Raw genomic sequence first — 17,226 nt, 5'->3', positions numbered from 1 at the left:
ATTATCTTCCACCACGACCTCCGCCGCCAGATCTTCCACCGCCCATTGAACCGCCACCAGAACTTCTTCCGCCACCGAAGTCTGAACTTCTTGGTGTAGATATTGTTCTTGGAGAGTCGTTTCTTGGAGAATCATTTCTTGGTGTATCCATTCTAGGAGTTGAAGTAGATCTTGGTTCAGAAGTCTGATTTCTTGGTGTTCCAGAGTTGTTGTTTCCTCTTGGTTGAGAGATAATAACTCTTGGTTGAGAAGTTTGATTTCTAGGCGTACCAACATTTGTATTTCCTCTTGGAGTAGAAATTCCTCTTGGTTGAGAAGTTTGATTTCTAGGATTACCAATAGCGTTCCCTCTCGGTTGAGAAGTTTGATTTCTTGGGTTTCCAATTACATTTCCGTTTCTTCCTGAAGAATATCTACCAGCATTTCCATTGCTTCTGTATCCATTTCCACCACGCGGACTGCTATTGTATGCTATATTTCCTCGTCCGTACCATCCATTTGCATAGTAGCTATTGTACCATCCATTTCCGTAATATCCGCCATAGTAGCCTCCATAATATCCATTACCCCAATATGGTCCGTAATACCCACCATACCAGCCATTTCCATACCAACCGTTGTTCCAGCCCCAGCTATTGCCATACCATCCATTTCCGTACCAACCCCAATTGTTTCCGTACCATCCGTTATTCCAACCCCAGTTGTTGCCATACCAACCGTTTCCGTACCAACCAGAATTACCATAAACGTTTACGGTAACATTGTTAGTTTGGTTTTCGCCCCAACCAGCATATCTGGTTTCGGATTCTTGAACGTATACAGTGTCTTGTGTTGATTTGTAGTTGTCTACATCGGTTAAAACCTCTGTTGGGCCAAAATCGGCCTCCATATCTTTAAACTGTTGTGCATATTTGTTATCTGTTGCAACCGTGTTATTGTCTTGAGTTGTTCTCTCATATGTAACAGTTTTGTCAGGTCCATAAACGCCATCATTGTCATAATATGACGAATTTTGATACGAACCACAAGCTGTCACTGTGATTGCACCAACAAATAGACTTAAAAATCTAAGTGTTTTTAGCTGAAAAATGTAATTTGTTTTCATATATGGTAAATTTTATTGTTGGTCTTTACAAAATTAAGTAGTTTTGTACCACTAAATTAATACAAATAAAACAAATTTTGTGCCAATATTATAAAAATGAGTAAAAATTTAACAACTAGAAGCGAAGATTATTCTGCATGGTATAATGAATTAGTCGTAAAGGCTGATTTAGCAGAGAATTCTGGAGTAAGAGGTTGTATGGTGATTAAGCCATACGGTTATGCAATTTGGGAAAAAATGCAGGCGGAACTTGATAAAATGTTTAAAGAAACAGGTCATAGTAATGCGTATTTCCCCTTATTTGTTCCGAAAAGCATGTTTGAAGCAGAAGAAAAAAATGCGGAAGGTTTTGCAAAGGAATGTGCAATTGTAACTCATTATAGATTGAAAAACGATCCAGATAAACCTGGGAAATTAATGGTAGATCCAAATGCTAAATTAGAGGAAGAATTAATCGTTCGTCCAACTTCTGAAGCGATTATTTGGAGTACTTATAAAGGATGGGTGCAATCGTATAGAGATTTACCTTTATTGATTAACCAATGGGCGAATGTTGTGCGTTGGGAAATGAGAACGCGTTTGTTTTTAAGAACAGCTGAGTTTTTATGGCAAGAAGGACATACAGCTCACGCAACTAAAGCAGAAGCAATTGAAGAATCTGAAAAAATGATGCATGTTTATGCTGATTTTGCTGAAAATTTCATGGCAATTCCGGTTGTTAAAGGTTTGAAAACTGAAACAGAACGTTTTGCTGGAGCAGATGAAACATATTGTATTGAAGCATTAATGCAAGACGGAAAAGCGTTACAAGCAGGAACGTCTCACTTTTTAGGTCAAAATTTTGCTAAAGCATTTGATGTGAAATTTACGAATCAAGAAGGAAAACAAGAATTTGTTTGGGGAACTTCTTGGGGAGTTTCAACTCGTTTAATGGGTGCGTTAGTGATGACACATTCAGACGATAACGGATTAGTGTTGCCTCCAAATGTAGCACCAATTCAAGTAGTTATTGTGCCGATTTTTAAAACGGATGAAGAATTTGATAGGATTTCTGAAGTAGCAAATGGTTTGGTAGCTCAATTTAAGAAATTAAACATTTCTGTGAAATTTGATAATAGAACGACGCAAAAGCCAGGTTTCAAATTTGCGGAATGGGAATTGAAAGGAGTTCCGGTTCGTTTAGCGGTTGGTCCGAAAGATTTAGAAAACGGAACTTTTGAAGTAGCTCGTAGAGATACGTTAACTAAAGAAGTAAAACCAGCGGAAGGAATTGTAAGTTATATCCAAGATTTATTAGTACAAATTCAAAGGGATTTATTTAATAAAGCGGTGGATTACAGAGCAGCTCATACAACGGAAGTAAATTCATTTGAAGAGTTTAAAGATGTTTTAGAGAATAAAACTGGTTTTGTGTCGGCTCATTGGGATGGAACGGCAGAAACAGAAGAGAAAATAAAAGATTTAACGAAAGCGACTATTAGATGTATTCCTTTGGATAGAGTAGAAGAAGCTGGAGATTGTGTTTTAACAGGAGCGCCTTCAAAAGGAAGAGTTCTTTTCGCAAAAGCATATTAGGGAATTTACGATTTACAATTTGTGATTTACGATTTGATATTTGAGATTTTGAAAAATTAATTTTTTTTGAAATAGCTAAATATCTTATAAATAAGGGCTTAAGCTGAGGTTTTGAAAAAAAATACAAAATTTTTACCTCAGGTATTGCACAAATAAAAAATAGTTGTATTTTTGCACTCGCATTACAGCAAATGCAATGGTCCGTTCGTCTATCGGTTAGGACGCCAGGTTTTCATCCTGGTAAGAGGGGTTCGATTCCCCTACGGACTACAATGTTTTTACTGAAACAATAAATCAGTTAATGGTCCGTTCGTCTATCGGTTAGGACGCCAGGTTTTCATCCTGGTAAGAGGGGTTCGATTCCCCTACGGACTACAAATTAGTTTTGAAATAGTTTTATAAAACAAGAAATGGTGTCTCCTTTTTTGTTTTGTTAGTTAAAACTGAAGTGATTGATTGAAAGATCAATTGTGGGAGGTTTTTCTTGTTTTTACTAATAAGTAAATAAAGTTATTACAATTTAAAAATTAAGAAAATGGCAAATCATAAGTCAGCTTTAAAAAGAATTAGAAGCAACGAAAAAAGAAGAGTATTAAACAAATACCAACACAAAACTACGCGTAATGCTATTAAAGCAATTCGTTTAGCAACTGTAAAAGCAGAAGCTGCTGCAAAATTACCTACAGTTATTTCAATGATCGACAAGTTAGCTAAGAAAAACATTATCCACGCTAACAAAGCTTCAAACTTAAAATCTAAGTTAACAAAATTAGTTGCTAGTTTATAATTAGTAATTTAAGATAAATTAAAAGTCCTGATGAAAATCAGGACTTTTTTTGTTTTAGAATTTTTGATTTTTGCTCTGAAACCCTAATTTTCTTCTCTAGCCGTGGGTGAAGCGGCATCCTTTTGTTTAATTGTGTTCAAGACAATTAAACAAAAGATATAGCGGAACACACGACTGTTAGTGTGTTGAAAATGAATAGTTTTGCTTCAAATGTTATCAAATAAAAAACAAAACAAATAGTTGTTTGATTATCAAGATAATAAACGTACCTTTGCACTTTCAAAAAAAGAATATATGTCATCTATTAGAAACATTGCAATTATTGCCCACGTTGACCACGGTAAAACTACATTGGTTGATAAAATTATGTATCACTGTCAATTATTCCGTGATAACGAAAATACTGGAGATTTAATCTTAGATAATAACGACTTAGAACGTGAAAGAGGAATTACTATTACTTCTAAAAACGTTTCTGTTTCTTATAAAGGAACTAAAATTAATATTATTGACACTCCTGGTCACGCCGATTTTGGTGGTGAAGTAGAGCGTGTATTAAACATGGCCGATGGTGTATGTTTGTTAGTAGATGCTTTTGAAGGACCAATGCCACAAACTCGTTTCGTATTACAAAAAGCTATCGATTTAGGTTTAAAACCTTGCGTAGTTATTAATAAAGTGGACAAAGAAAACTGTACTCCAGAAGAAGTTCACGAAAAAGTATTCGACTTAATGTTCGAATTAGGTGCTACTGAAGCTCAATTAGATTTCCCTGCTGTTTATGGTTCTGCTAAAAACAACTGGATGTCTGACCATTGGGAAAACGTAACTGATAATGTGGAAGCATTATTAGATATGGTTATTGAGCACGTACCAGCTCCAAATGTTGGACAAGGAACGCCTCAAATGTTAATTACATCTTTAGATTTCTCTGCATTTACAGGTCGTATCGCTATTGGTAGATTAGAAAGAGGAGAATTAAAAGAAGGTATGAACATTTCGTTAGTAAAACGTGATGGTTCTATTACAAAATCAAAAATTAAAGAATTACACACTTTTGAAGGTTTAGGTCGTAAGAAAGTAGAAAGTGTAATTGCTGGAGATATTTGTGCAATTATTGGTGTAGATGGTTTTGAAATTGGTGATACTATTGCTGATTTTGAAAATCCTGAAGCGTTAACTTCAATTGCTATTGATGAGCCAACAATGAGTATGTTGTTTACAATTAACGATTCTCCGTTTTTTGGTAAAGAAGGTAAATTTGTAACGTCTCGTCATATTAGAGAAAGATTAGAAAAAGAATTAGAGAAAAACTTAGCTATGAGAATGGGTGAGACTGATTCTGCTGATAAATTCATGGTTTTTGGTCGTGGTGTATTACACTTATCGGTTTTAATTGAAACTATGAGAAGAGAAGGTTACGAATTACAAATTGGTCAACCACAAGTTATCATTAAAGAAGTTGATGGTGTTAAATGTGAGCCAATTGAAGAATTAACTATCGATTTGCCAGAAAGTTTATCAGGTAGAGCTGTAGAGTTTGTTACTTTACGTAAAGGTGAAATGTTAAGCATGGAAACTAAAGGGGAACGTATGATTATTAAATTCAATATTCCATCTCGTGGAATTATTGGATTACGTAACCAATTACTTACTGCTACTGCTGGTGAAGCTATTATGGCACACCGTTTTATTGGATACGAACCATACAAAGGTGAAATTTCTGGACGTAACAAAGGTTCGTTAATTTCTATGGAAAAAGGTAAAGCTATTCCTTATTCTATTGATAAATTACAAGATAGAGGTAAATTCTTCGTGGAGCCAAATGCTAAAATCTATGAAGGTCAAGTTATTGGTGAAAACTCTCGTGGTGATGATATGTGTGTAAACGTAACGAAAGAGAAAAAACAATCTAACGTACGTTCGTCTGGAAATGATGAAAAAGCAAGAATTATTCCTCCAGTTATTTTCTCTCTTGAAGAAGCTTTAGAGTACATTCAAAAAGATGAATATGTGGAGTGTACACCAAAATCTATCCGTTTAAGAAAAATTTATTTAACGGAAACAGAAAGAAAACGTTTTAAAATCTAATTAGATTTTTTATAAATATATTAAACCACGAATTTCACTTGATTTTCGTGGTTTTTTTATGTCCAGTCATTGCGAGGAACGAAGCAATAACAGCATTGCTAATTCCAAAATATTAAAACTAATAATTCACACAAAAAATAGGTTAAGTGTTTTTTTTATTTTTAATTTGTAGGAATTTAACTTTTCTTACAAATGAAAAAAATACTACTTTTCTTCTTATTTTCCATTATTGCCAAAGCACAAAGTTTAGACACAACTTTTGATAGCGATGGTTTGATAAATAATCCAATATCTAATACTCCTTCAATACAAAATGCCTATGATGGTATTTTACAGCCCGATGGTAAAATGATATATGTTGGACGTTATTTCGAAAATGGCATTACCTATGGATTAATTGTAAGATATAATTCTGATGGAACAAAAGATACTACATTTAGCAATGTTGGTTTTAGTAATTTATTTGGTAAAATAGGACAAACTGTATCTTTACAAAATGATGGTAAAATAATTGTAGCAGGATTAAACAACGTAACCCGATTAACAAGCGAAGGTGCTTTGGATACTTCATTTAATACTATAGGTACAAAAGCAATTAGTTTGTCTGGACAAAACATGAATATTAAATGTGCTTCTGTACAATCTGATAATAAAATTGTGGTTTCGGGTTATATCAGTAACGGGACGAATAACGATTTAGCGGTTGCTCGATTAAATACAGATGGTACTTTAGATACTACTTTTGATTCGGATGGTATTTTTACTTATAATTCCACTTCTATAGATCAAGGATTTTCTCATAAAATACAAACAGATGGTAAAATTGTGGTGGTTGGTGATACTGGAGCAACAGGTGCAAAAAAAATCTTGTTAGTACGATTAGAAGCCACCGGAGCATTAGACACGGCTTTTGGTTCTAATGGTGTAGTAATTAATGTTTGGCATAATTATGGTAGAGATGTACAAATTTTATCAGACGGGAAAATAGTAGTTTTAGGAAAGTCGGGTTCTAGTATAGTTTTAATAAAACATACTAGTTCAGGTGCATATGATACTTCGTTTAACGATACAGGAGATAGAATGTTAGGTATAGCGATGTCTTTAGAAACAACTGGTGCTGCTACAAATTTGCACCACATACCAAAGCTAAAAGTGTTAGCCACAGGTGGCTTTTTAATAGCATGTTCGAGTAATTTAGATTATTCGGTTGTAAAAACTGATGCAACTGGTAATTTAGATACTACTTTTGGTACAAATGGTGCTTTTACAAGTAATTTTGAAACGGATTTACCTTCAGTGTCACAAATAAAAACAAATGGAAATATTATTATTAGTGGTAATAGTTTTACATCAGGAATGAATAGCGATGCGAAAATTAAAGAAATTGAATTGAGTTCTAATGGAACTTTAATAGCTACAAATACAAAAAATGTATATTTAGGTGTTGATAAACATATTCTTTTGAGAAAAAATGCTACTGGTGATTTTTTTGTTTTGGTTAAAACTCCTATTAGTACTTTATATAAGTATGATGCTTTTGGTCAATTAGATACTTCTTTTGGAGCCTTAGGAAAAGTTGTTTTGAATGACTACTATTCTGATTTTATATTTGATAATTCGGGAAAAATTATTTTAGGAGGTAATTCTTCTATTAAACTTGGTCTTTTAAATTCTGCTGGAACATTTGATTCAGGTTTTAATGGTGGGGTTGCTGTTGATTTAACAAATTTTAATTTTTACCATGCTGATGCGTTGTTGTATACTCCAAATAATAAAATTTTAATTTCTTGTGAAGAGCTTATGCCTAATGGAAGTCATAATTTAGGATTTAGACAGTTTAATTTAGATGGAACATTAGATTTGTCTTTTGGAACAAATGGAATATTTAATTTTAGAATAAGCCCAAATTTAATTTATGATTACTTAGAAGTTCCTATTTCAATTAACTTGCAAAGTGACGGTAAATATTTAATTTCTGGATTTTCTAAAGAAAGTAATGTTTCGGGTTTTTCAGATATGAGTTATTTTGTGGTTAGAATTTTACCTAATGGAACAGTTGATACTACTTATGGTAATAATGGAATTGTTTACTTTCCTAGCGCAAATAATATTAAAATTGTAAATTCATTAATATTGCCTGATAATAAATTATTAATTAATTTTTATTCGACTTCTACACCAATGAATATTTATAAAACTTTAAAATTAAGTAGTGATGGTTCTGTTGATTCCACTTTTGGTATCAATGGTGTTTCAGACGATATTGTAGGGACAAAAAACAATAACTTTTGTTTACAATCGGACGGGAAATATCTTAAAGCAGGTTCTAGAAACGATCATTTTTCAATAAGCCGCTATAACGCGGATGGTTCTGTTGATACTACTTTTGGTACAAACGGAGAATTAACTACTGTTTTAGGATTAAGTTCCGCAATTGATGATATTTTGTTACAAGCTGATGGTAAAATTGTAGTTGGTGGTAGTGAAATCACCTCTGATTATAAATTAGCAGTTTTAGCACGTTTTACGAATACTGTTTTAGGAACTTTAGAATTTTCTACATCAGAAAATGTTTTGTCTATTTATCCAAACCCAATAGAAACAAACGCTACTTTTGAGTTTACTTTAAACAACTCAGAAACTCTTACTGTTGAAATTTATGACGTGCAAGGTAAATTGGTACAAACAATTGCCACAAACAAAACTTTTTTAGCAGGTAAACATGATTTGCCAATTGAATTGCAATCTAATTTAAATTCGGGTAACTATTTCTTAAAATTAACTACTGCAACAGGCAGTCAATCCATTCAAATTATTAAAAAGTAATTTTTATAAATAGTTTAAGAACCACGAATTTCACTTGATTTTCGTGGTTTTTTTATGCCTATAATTAATATTTTGTAAGAATTTGCACAATCAATATTTAAAAGCCCTAACTTTGTTATACAAAAACCTTGAATCATGGAAATTAAATTAAAAAACGGAATTGATAGATTAGAGTTTGGTATGACTCCGAAATATGTGGAAGCATTATGTGGTAAGCCAAATAAGACGTTTACAGACGACGAGAACAACACAATTTACGTATACAATAAAGAACGTATGAAGTTGACGTTTTATGTAGAGGAAGATATGAAGTTGGGTTATATCACAACAACAAATCCAGCAGTTAAATTGTTTGGTTCTTCTATTATTAATCAGCCTTGGGATTTAGTAAATGGCGATTTAGCTTTAAATAAAATTACCAAATTTGAGAAAGATTCAGAAGAAGGAATCGATATTTATTTTAACGAAGACAATTGGTTGTTTTTCCACGTGGATTATGACGAAGTGGTTGAGGTTGAAATTGGCGCTATCATCAATGATAATGACGAATTTGAATGGAAGTTCAGAGGATAAAACATAAAAAAACGGCAAAATCTACTTTAGAGTTTGCCGTTTTTATTTTAATTCAGAATTTATTTTAAATTGAATTTTTCTTTCAAAAATTTCAAAGCCATTGCATTGGCTTCAGTTGAAGCTTTTTCATCAAATTTAGGATTGCTCGGATTCGCAAAAGCGTGAGCAGCTTCAAAAATTTTATAGTTTAACGATTTATTGGCTAATTTCATATTGGCTGCAAATTCTTCAATGACTTTTTTAGAAATCCATTCTTCTGTGGCGAATAAACCTAAAACCTCACAATTTAAAGTTTTCAATTTTTCTACATCTTGAACCGGCATTCCATAATACATAACCGAGCCTATGGCTTGTTTCTTAGATAAAATTGCCGATTTCAAAGACCAACCTCCACCAAAACACCAGCCAATACTTGCTACTTTTGCTTTTTTACCCACATAACCTAAAGCGCCATTTACAATGTTTTCTAAACGTTTTTCATCAGCGCCTTGCATGTATTTAGCAGCATCTTCACGAGTTGTTGCGACTTTTCCATCATACATGTCAATAGCTAAAATATTTACATTTCCACCCATTTCATTGTATAAAATATCCGCTTGTCTTTTGATGTAATCGTTCAATCCCCACCATTCTTGATATACAAAAAGCCATTTTTTAGATTTGGTTTTCGATTTCACTAAATACGCATTTCCATCAGTCACATCAATAGTTTTGAAAGTTATCATTTCACCACCAACTACAGAATTGTGTTTATAATCTAAAGGGATTTGATGAGAAGCTATAAAGTTTTCATCAGTAGTAAATTTCGCCATATTTCCTTCATTGGAAGCAAATGTCAATTGGCAACAACTTTGCGAAAAAGACGATATAGAAAATAATAAAACGGAAAGTAGTGCGACTATTTTTTTCATGATTTATGAATTTTGTATTGGTTTACTCAAAATTACGAATAAAAAAAACACGCCTAAGCGTGTTTCGTGTTTTTTAACTGTTGTTATACTGTTTTCTTTTGTGAGGCATAAATGAAATAAAATCCGATAATGATAAAAGGAATACTTAACCATTGTCCAGTTGATAAGGCATTGAACATTGGATATTCTTCAAAGCCACCTTGACTGTCTTTTACAAATTCTACAAAGAAACGAACCGACCAAAGTAATACTAAAAACGTTCCAAATAATAATCCCGATTTGTTTCTAGCATCCGTTCTCCAATACATGTAAAATAAGATGAAGAAAACAGGAACGTATAATATAGCCTCAAACAATTGCGCTGGATATCTGTATGGAATCTTTTCTAAAATTTCTTTAAACTGAACATCTTTTGCAATCGCGTTATACGCTTGAGTTCCGTCAGGAATATTTGTTAATTGTGAAGCCAATTGCGGAGGTAAATTATCTTCTCCTTTGATGAATTTCATAGCCATGAAACTATCTTTAGAAGTCACTTTTCCGAAAATTTCAGAATTAATAAAGTTTCCTAAACGAATAAAAATTGCGCCAGAAGAAACTGGAATTACAATTCTATCTAGAATCCATAATAACGGACGTTGTAAAACTTTTGTTTTGATGTAATACATTGTGATGATGATGGCAATTGCCGCACCATGACTCGCTAATCCGCTAAAACCTGTAAAATGAAATTCTGGTTTTGTGCTAAAGGGTAATAAAACACTTAAAGGATCTTGTGTGAATAATTCTGGTTGATAAAAAATAACATGACCTAAACGTGCACCAATCATTGTAGCAACAATCGTATAAACAAATAAATTGTCTAATTTTTGAACCGATTCACCTTCTCTTTCAAAGATGAATTTTGTAATGTACCAGCCAATTGCAAAGGCTAAAACCCATGTTAAGCTGTAAAAACGAATCATGAAAAAACCTAAATCGATACCTTCTGTTGGATTCCAAATCATATTTTATATTATTATTTTAGTATTTAAACTTTTTACTTAAAACTTATCCCTTTTGCCTTTTTGCTTAACTCAAGGAACCGGATCGTAACCACTTCTTCCCCAAGGATGACAACTTGCTATTCTTTTAATGGCAAGCCAACTTCCTTTTAAAATTCCGTGTTTTTCTAATGCTTCTTTGCTGTAACTTGAACAAGTAGGTTCAAACCTGCAAGCTGCTGGCGTTAACGGTGAAATTACGATTTGATAAAATCGAATAATTACGATGAACGGAAAAATTAAAATCTTCTTCATATTTTATATTTCGTAAATCGTAAATCCAAAATCCTAAATTAAAGAGTAAAACTCGTTCCGTCTTTTCCGTCTTTCAACTGAATGTCTAAAACGGCTAATTTATCTCTAATTTCATCAGATAAGGCCCAGTTTTTATTCGCTCTGGCTTCCATTCTCATTTCGATAAGCATTTCAATAACGCTTCCTAATTTATTATTATCGCCTTCTGCTTTTTTGTTTGTTAATCCTAAAACATCAAAAACAAAAATGTCTAAAGTCGCTTTTAATTCTGCTAAATCTGCTGCAGAAATCGTTTCTTTTTTATCATTCAATACATTGATAATTCTAACCGCTTCAAATAATTGCGCAATTAAAATAGTCGTATTAAAATCGTCATTCATCGCATCATAACACTCTTTTTTCCATGACGCAATATCAACAGTAGAAGTAGAGCTAGTTTCAATTTTTGTTAAAACATCCATAGCTTCCATCAAACGATTATAGCCTTTTTCACTCGCTACCATCGCTTCATTAGAAATATCTAAAACACCACGATAATGCGCTTGCATAAAACAAAAACGAACTACGCTAGGATCAAATGCTTTTTCAAAGAAATCATTTTCACCATTAATTAATTCCATTGGTAAAATATAATTACCAGTACTTTTACTCATTCGTAAACCATTCATGGTAAGCATGTTGGTGTGCATCCAATAATTTACTGGACTTGCGCCATTACAAGCTGTTCCTTGTGCAATTTCACATTCGTGATGTGGGAATTTTAAATCTAAACCACCACCGTGAATATCGAAAGTTTCACCTAAGTATTTCGTACTCATGGCTGTACATTCTAAATGCCAACCTGGAAAACCAGCTCCCCAAGGCGAATTCCAACGCATAATATGTGCTGGAGAAGCATTTTTCCAAAGAGCAAAATCTTGTGGGTTTTTCTTTTCCGATTGTCCGTCTAAATCTCTTGTATTGGCTAGTAAATCTTCAATATTTCTATTGTTTAATTCGCCGTAATTTAAACCACGTTTATTGTATTCTAACACATCAAAATAAACGGAACCCTGACTTTCATAAGCAAAACCAGTTTCAATTAATTTTTGAGTTAATTCTATTTGTTCTAAAATATGACCAGTTGCCGTTGGTTCAATAGTAGGAGGTAGGAAGTTGAAAGTTTCTAAAACTCTATGAAAATCAACAGTATATTTCTGCACAATTTCCATCGGTTCTAATTTTTCTAAACGAGATTGTTTTACAAATCTGTCATTTTCTACATCACCATCATCTGTTAAATGCCCGGCATCTGTAATATTTCGTACATAACGCACTTTGTAACCTAAATGCAATAAATAACGATAAATCATGTCAAAACTCATAAAAGTTCTCACATTTCCTAAATGCACATTGCTGTAAACCGTTGGTCCACAAACATACATACCAATTTGACCTTCGTGAATCGATTTAAAATTTTCTTTTTTTCCCGATAAAGAATTATACACTTGAAGTGGATTGGTTTTGTAAAGCTGCATTTTACCTAATTTATTGTTTTGTAATTTTTTTTTGAAGCTATTTCCTGCTTTCCGTTACAATCTTTTTATTTGCTGGTTTTGATAACCATCAAATAAAAAGGATTTTCACTGCAATCAGGGCTAGGATTTAGAATCTAGTATCTAATTTAATATAATCTAAGAATTCTCTTTTTGTTTTTTCGTCTTTGAATTTTCCTCCAAATTCTGAAGTAACGGTGCTACTTTCGATATCTTTAATTCCACGAGAGTTTACACACATGTGTTTCGCATCAATTACACATGCAACGTCTTCAGTATTTAAAACACTTTGTAATTCTTTTACAATTTGAATCGTTAAACGCTCTTGAACTTGTGGTCTTTTCGCATAATATTCAACAATTCTGTTCATTTTAGATAAACCTACAACTGTTCCGTTTGAAATATAAGCAATATGAGCTCTACCATATATAGGTAATAAATGGTGTTCACAAGTAGAATAAACTACAATGTTTTTTTCCACCAACATCTCACCATATTTGTACTTATTGTCAAAAGTAGAAGCACTTGGTTTTTTATTAGGGTGTAATCCTCCAAAAATTTCCTTAACAAACATTTTTGCTACTCTGTTAGGTGTGCCTTTTAAACTGTCGTCAGTTAAGTCCATACCTAATGTTAATAAAATGTTTTCAACGTCTTTTTTAATTCTTGTTATTTTCTCTTCGTCAGAAATATCGAAAGCGTCCTCTCTTATTGGGTTGTGAGTGTTTGTGGCAATATGATTATTACCTATTTCGTCGTTATGTTCCTCGTTATTAATCATTATACCTATAATTTGCAAATTACTGCAAATATATACATTTCTAAATAAATTAGTTTTATAATTTTTTGAAAGTAAATTATAAAATATTTTTCGATAATTGTTATAATTCTACAAAATACAAAATCGACAAAATGCAGATTAATTCGACGAAAAGCATATGGTATTGTTAAAAAAACGTTTTATTAATGAAAAGTTAAATTTTTTCATATTTTTGCTATTAACAATCAACTAATATTTTACTAATTTAATATAAAAAATGAAAAATTTTCTACTATTAATTTTTACTTTTTTAAGTTTTAATTCCATTTTTTCCCAGACAACTTGTTCGGATACTTCTCCAATTTGTTCTGGAAACATTACTCCTCGACCAAGTTTAGCTGGTCCTAACTTAGGTTCTCCAGGCTGTTTGGGCTCTGCTCCAAATGGAAACTGGTATACTTTTCAAGTTGGATTTGCGGGAGATTTAATTTTTAATTTACATCAAGGGAATAATCCTCCAGCACTTAATAATTTAGATATTGATTATATCTGTTGGGGACCGTTTACTAACGCTCAAATGGCTACTACTGCTTGTAATAGTTTAGCTGATTTAACAGCGCCTGCTTCTCCTAATAATATTGTTGCCTGTAGTTATTCTGGTGCCGCTACTGAAACCATTACAATTACAAATGCAAATCCTGGTTCAAACTATATTTTATTAATTACAAATTTTTCTGGACAAGCTGGTCAGTTTGTAATGGAACAAACAAATGCATCTGTACCTGGTTCTGGTTCAACTAACTGTGATGTTGTTTGTGGAGTAGATTTAGGACCTACATCAACTACTATATTCCCAAAACCACCTGCAATTAATACGGTTTCAATTTGTGATGCCGCTACAACTTCATATACTTTACATTGTAATTTTCAAAACCCTCCTGTTAACCAAGCTACTTTAGCATATCAATGGTATTTGGGTCCAGTTTTACAACCAGGTTTAACTACAAAATCCATCACGGTTACTCAATCTGGTTTATGGAGAGTTGTGGTTACACATCCTGATTGTGGAACTCCATCTGAGGATTCTGTAAATATTTATTTTGGTTCAACACCAGTTTTAACTTCACCTGGAATTCAGGCTGGTCCAGTAGGAGATTGTAATCCTACTTTTGATCTAACAGCTTTAATACCGGGAATGTTAGCGCCTTTAAATCCAGCGGATTATACGGTTAGTTTTTATACTGATTTAGGAGCTTCAATTGTTTATGATTATCCAGTTACTGGTAATATTACAAATCCTTCTGCTTTTCAAGTGAGTGCAGATACAGTTATTTATGTAAGAGCAAGAAATAATACTTCACCTGAATGTGTGGATTCTGATGATGTCTCATTTTTATTAGACGTTAATTGTACTAATAATGCTACTGCAGTTGGAAATACAATTTGTGTTGGAAATACTGGGCAATTAACTTTTTCTGGTCCACCTAATGCAGTTGTTACCTATACCGACGGAACTACTACTTATAATATAACTTTAAATAGTTCTGGTTCGAATGTATGGACAACCCCATCAGCGTTTATGACAGCAGGAACATATAATTATACTGTAACTAACGTTGCTGCAGGAACACCAGTAGTAAATACACCACTTAATAATTTAGCTACAATTACTGTTGTTGCAAATAATACAGTTACTGCTGCATCTGCTACACCAACATTATGTGTAATTACTCCATTAACACCAGCAATCACGCATACAACTACAGGTGCTACTGGTATTGGAACACCAACAGATTTACCTCCTGGAGTTACAGCTTCGTGGTCAGGTAATACAATTACTATTAGTGGTACTCCAACTACTGCAGTTGGAAGTCCATTTAATTATACAATTCCATTAACAGGAGGTTGTGGAACAGTTAGTGCAACAGGTACAATTACAGTTACACCAAATAATACAGTTACAGCTGCTTCATCAACTCCAACATTATGTGTGAATACTGCATTAGCAACTTCAATTACACATACAACTACTGGGGCTTCTGGTATTGGGACTCCAACAAATTTACCACCAGGAGTTACAGCTTCTTGGTCTGGAAATATAATTACAATTACTGGTACACCAACTACAGCAGTTGGAAGTCCATTTAATTATACAATCCCATTAACTGGAGGTTGTGGAACAGTTGACGCAACAGGAACAATTTCTGTTACGCCAGAAAATACAGTTACAGCTGCTTCATCAACTCCAACATTATGTGTGAATTCTGCATTAACAACTTCAATTACACATACAACTGCAGGGGCTACTGGTATTGGAACTCCAATAAATTTACCTCCAGGAGTTACAGCTTCATGGTCGGGTAATACAATCACAATTACTGGTACTCCAAGTACAGCAGTTGGTAGTCCATTTAATTATACAATTCCATTAACTGGAGGTTGTGGAGCGGTTAATGCTACAGGAACGATTACAGTTAACTTGAATAATACTGTTAGTGCAGCTTCAACAACACCAACATTATGTGTAAATACTCCGTTAACTTTGTCAATTACCCACAATACAACAGGAGCAACAGGGATTGGAACTCCAACCGATTTACCTCCTGGAGTTACAGCTTCATGGTCAGGTGATGTAATTACAATTTCAGGAACACCAACTACTGCAGTTGGTAGTCCATTTAATTATTCAATTCCATTAACTGGAGGTTGTGGAACATTCAATGCAACAGGAACTATTACTGTTACGCCAGATAATACGGTTACAGCAGCATCTTCGTCTCCAACATTATGTGTAAATACACCATTAACTCTGGCAATTACACATACTACAACAGGAGCAACAGGAATAGGAACACCAACAAATTTACCAGCAGGAGTTACGGCTTCATGGTCTGGAAATACGATTACTATAACTGGTACTCCAAGTACAGCAGTTGGTAGTCCATTTAATTATACAATTCCATTAACTGGAGGTTGTGGAACGGTTGATGCTACAGGAACAATTACAGTTAATCCAGATAATACAGTTACAGCTGCATCATCAACTCCAACATTATGTGTGAATACTTTATTAACACCTATAACACATACTACAACAGGAGCAACAGGAATTGGAACTCCAATAAATTTACCTGCAGGAGTTTTTGCTTCATTGTCTGGTAATACGATTACAATTAGTGGTACTCCATCAACAGCAGTTGGTAGTCCGTTTAATTATTCAATTCCATTAACTGGAGGTTGTGGGGTGTTTAATGCTACTGGAACAATTACGGTTAACCCTGATATTACAGTTACAGCTGCATCGTCAACTCCAACATTATGTGAAAATACGGTATTAACACCTATTACACATACTACAACAGGAGCAACAGGAATTGGAACTCCAACGAATTTACCACCTGGAGTAATAGCTTCATGGTCTGGAAACGTGGTTACTATTAGTGGAACACCATCTACAGCAGTTGGAAGTCCATTTAATTATACAATTCCATTAACTGGAGGTTGTGGAGGAAATGCAACAGGAACAATTACTGTTAATCCAACTAATACGGTTACAGCAGCTTCATCAACTCCAACATTATGTGAGAATACTTTGTTAACACCTATTACTCATACTACAACAGGAGCAACAGGAATTGGAACGCCAACAGATTTACCACCAGGAGTTATAGCTTCATGGTCTGGAAATACGATTACTATAACTGGTACTCCAAGTACAGCAGTTGGTAGTCCATTTAATTATACAATTCCATTAACTGGAGGTTG

12 protein-coding genes and 2 tRNA genes are annotated in these 17,226 nt (G+C 33.5%); 8 read left to right on the top strand and 6 right to left on the bottom strand.

Going from position 1 to position 17,226, the window contains the following annotated elements; all coding sequences use genetic code 11:
- Position 1: 1 nt before the first annotated feature.
- Positions 2-1,105: a hypothetical protein gene (locus BMX42_RS03635; protein WP_091308881.1), complete on the bottom strand. Its 1,104-nt coding sequence runs from the start codon at positions 1,103-1,105 to the stop codon at positions 2-4.
- Positions 1,106-1,201: 96 nt separating this feature from the next.
- On the opposite strand from BMX42_RS03635, the gene proS reads away from it, so the two are divergent.
- The 7 genes from proS to BMX42_RS03600 all read left to right on the top strand — a co-directional run bounded on the left by proS (position 1,202) and on the right by BMX42_RS03600 (position 8,957).
- Entirely contained in the window at positions 1,202-2,680 is a 1,479-nt protein-coding gene (proS, locus tag BMX42_RS03630; protein WP_091308878.1) for a proline--tRNA ligase, read from the top strand.
- A 198-nt stretch (positions 2,681-2,878) separates the two neighbouring features.
- Positions 2,879-2,950 (top strand) — tRNA-Glu (locus BMX42_RS03625).
- A gap of 33 nt (positions 2,951-2,983) precedes the next feature.
- Positions 2,984-3,055, top strand: a tRNA-Glu gene (locus tag BMX42_RS03620).
- A 160-nt stretch (positions 3,056-3,215) separates the two neighbouring features.
- Positions 3,216-3,467: a 30S ribosomal protein S20 gene (gene rpsT, locus BMX42_RS03615; RefSeq protein WP_091308874.1), complete on the top strand. Its 252-nt coding sequence runs from the start codon at positions 3,216-3,218 to the stop codon at positions 3,465-3,467.
- A gap of 294 nt (positions 3,468-3,761) precedes the next feature.
- The gene (typA, locus tag BMX42_RS03610) at positions 3,762-5,558 is read left to right on the top strand and encodes a translational GTPase TypA (RefSeq protein WP_091308871.1); all 1,797 of its coding nucleotides are present in this window, start codon (positions 3,762-3,764) and stop codon (positions 5,556-5,558) included.
- A gap of 192 nt (positions 5,559-5,750) precedes the next feature.
- On the top strand, positions 5,751-8,384 hold the full coding sequence (locus BMX42_RS03605; protein WP_091308867.1) for a T9SS type A sorting domain-containing protein: 2,634 nt from the start codon (positions 5,751-5,753) through the stop codon (positions 8,382-8,384).
- Positions 8,385-8,519: 135 nt separating this feature from the next.
- Positions 8,520-8,957: a hypothetical protein gene (locus BMX42_RS03600; RefSeq protein ID WP_091308862.1), complete on the top strand. Its 438-nt coding sequence runs from the start codon at positions 8,520-8,522 to the stop codon at positions 8,955-8,957.
- Between the two features lie 59 nt (positions 8,958-9,016).
- Here the strand turns inward: BMX42_RS03600 and BMX42_RS03595 are convergent, their stop codons facing one another.
- From BMX42_RS03595 to folE, 5 genes are all read right to left on the bottom strand, one after another.
- A complete protein-coding gene (locus tag BMX42_RS03595) occupies positions 9,017-9,868 on the bottom strand; it encodes a dienelactone hydrolase family protein (RefSeq protein WP_091308859.1) in 852 nt (283 codons plus the stop codon).
- Positions 9,869-9,951: 83 nt separating this feature from the next.
- A complete protein-coding gene (gene lgt, locus BMX42_RS03590; protein ID WP_091308855.1) occupies positions 9,952-10,875 on the bottom strand; it encodes a prolipoprotein diacylglyceryl transferase in 924 nt (307 codons plus the stop codon).
- A 69-nt stretch (positions 10,876-10,944) separates the two neighbouring features.
- Positions 10,945-11,166 carry a membrane protein insertion efficiency factor YidD gene (gene yidD / locus BMX42_RS03585; RefSeq protein WP_091308852.1) on the bottom strand — a complete coding sequence of 74 codons (222 nt, stop codon included), beginning with the start codon at positions 11,164-11,166 and terminating at the stop codon, positions 10,945-10,947.
- A 38-nt stretch (positions 11,167-11,204) separates the two neighbouring features.
- Positions 11,205-12,683 carry a cysteine--tRNA ligase gene (gene cysS, locus BMX42_RS03580; protein ID WP_091308849.1) on the bottom strand — a complete coding sequence of 493 codons (1,479 nt, stop codon included), beginning with the start codon at positions 12,681-12,683 and terminating at the stop codon, positions 11,205-11,207.
- Positions 12,684-12,810: 127 nt separating this feature from the next.
- Positions 12,811-13,482, bottom strand: coding sequence for a GTP cyclohydrolase I FolE (folE, locus tag BMX42_RS03575; protein ID WP_091308845.1), 672 nt, complete (start codon positions 13,480-13,482; stop codon positions 12,811-12,813).
- 256 nt (positions 13,483-13,738) lie between these two features.
- On the opposite strand from folE, the gene BMX42_RS03570 reads away from it, so the two are divergent.
- Positions 13,739-17,226, top strand: a 3,488-nt coding sequence (locus BMX42_RS03570) for a beta strand repeat-containing protein (RefSeq protein WP_143055600.1), incomplete at its 3' end; no start/stop codon positions are given.

This window comes from Flavobacterium terrigena, assembly GCF_900108955.1.
GTDB classification, from domain to species: domain Bacteria; phylum Bacteroidota; class Bacteroidia; order Flavobacteriales; family Flavobacteriaceae; genus Flavobacterium; species Flavobacterium terrigena.
This window is presented reverse-complemented; position numbering and strand designations above follow the sequence as displayed.

Coding starts and splice junctions, on each gene's coding strand:
- BMX42_RS03635 (WP_091308881.1), bottom strand. CDS start 1,105: ATGAAAACAAATTACATTTTTCAGCTAAAAACACTTAGATTTTTAAGT.
- proS (WP_091308878.1), top strand. CDS start 1,202: ATGAGTAAAAATTTAACAACTAGAAGCGAAGATTATTCTGCATGGTAT.
- rpsT (WP_091308874.1), top strand. CDS start 3,216: ATGGCAAATCATAAGTCAGCTTTAAAAAGAATTAGAAGCAACGAAAAA.
- typA (WP_091308871.1), top strand. CDS start 3,762: ATGTCATCTATTAGAAACATTGCAATTATTGCCCACGTTGACCACGGT.
- BMX42_RS03605 (WP_091308867.1), top strand. CDS start 5,751: ATGAAAAAAATACTACTTTTCTTCTTATTTTCCATTATTGCCAAAGCA.
- BMX42_RS03600 (WP_091308862.1), top strand. CDS start 8,520: ATGGAAATTAAATTAAAAAACGGAATTGATAGATTAGAGTTTGGTATG.
- BMX42_RS03595 (WP_091308859.1), bottom strand. CDS start 9,868: ATGAAAAAAATAGTCGCACTACTTTCCGTTTTATTATTTTCTATATCG.
- lgt (WP_091308855.1), bottom strand. CDS start 10,875: ATGATTTGGAATCCAACAGAAGGTATCGATTTAGGTTTTTTCATGATT.
- yidD (WP_091308852.1), bottom strand. CDS start 11,166: ATGAAGAAGATTTTAATTTTTCCGTTCATCGTAATTATTCGATTTTAT.
- cysS (WP_091308849.1), bottom strand. CDS start 12,683: ATGCAGCTTTACAAAACCAATCCACTTCAAGTGTATAATTCTTTATCG.
- folE (WP_091308845.1), bottom strand. CDS start 13,482: ATGATTAATAACGAGGAACATAACGACGAAATAGGTAATAATCATATT.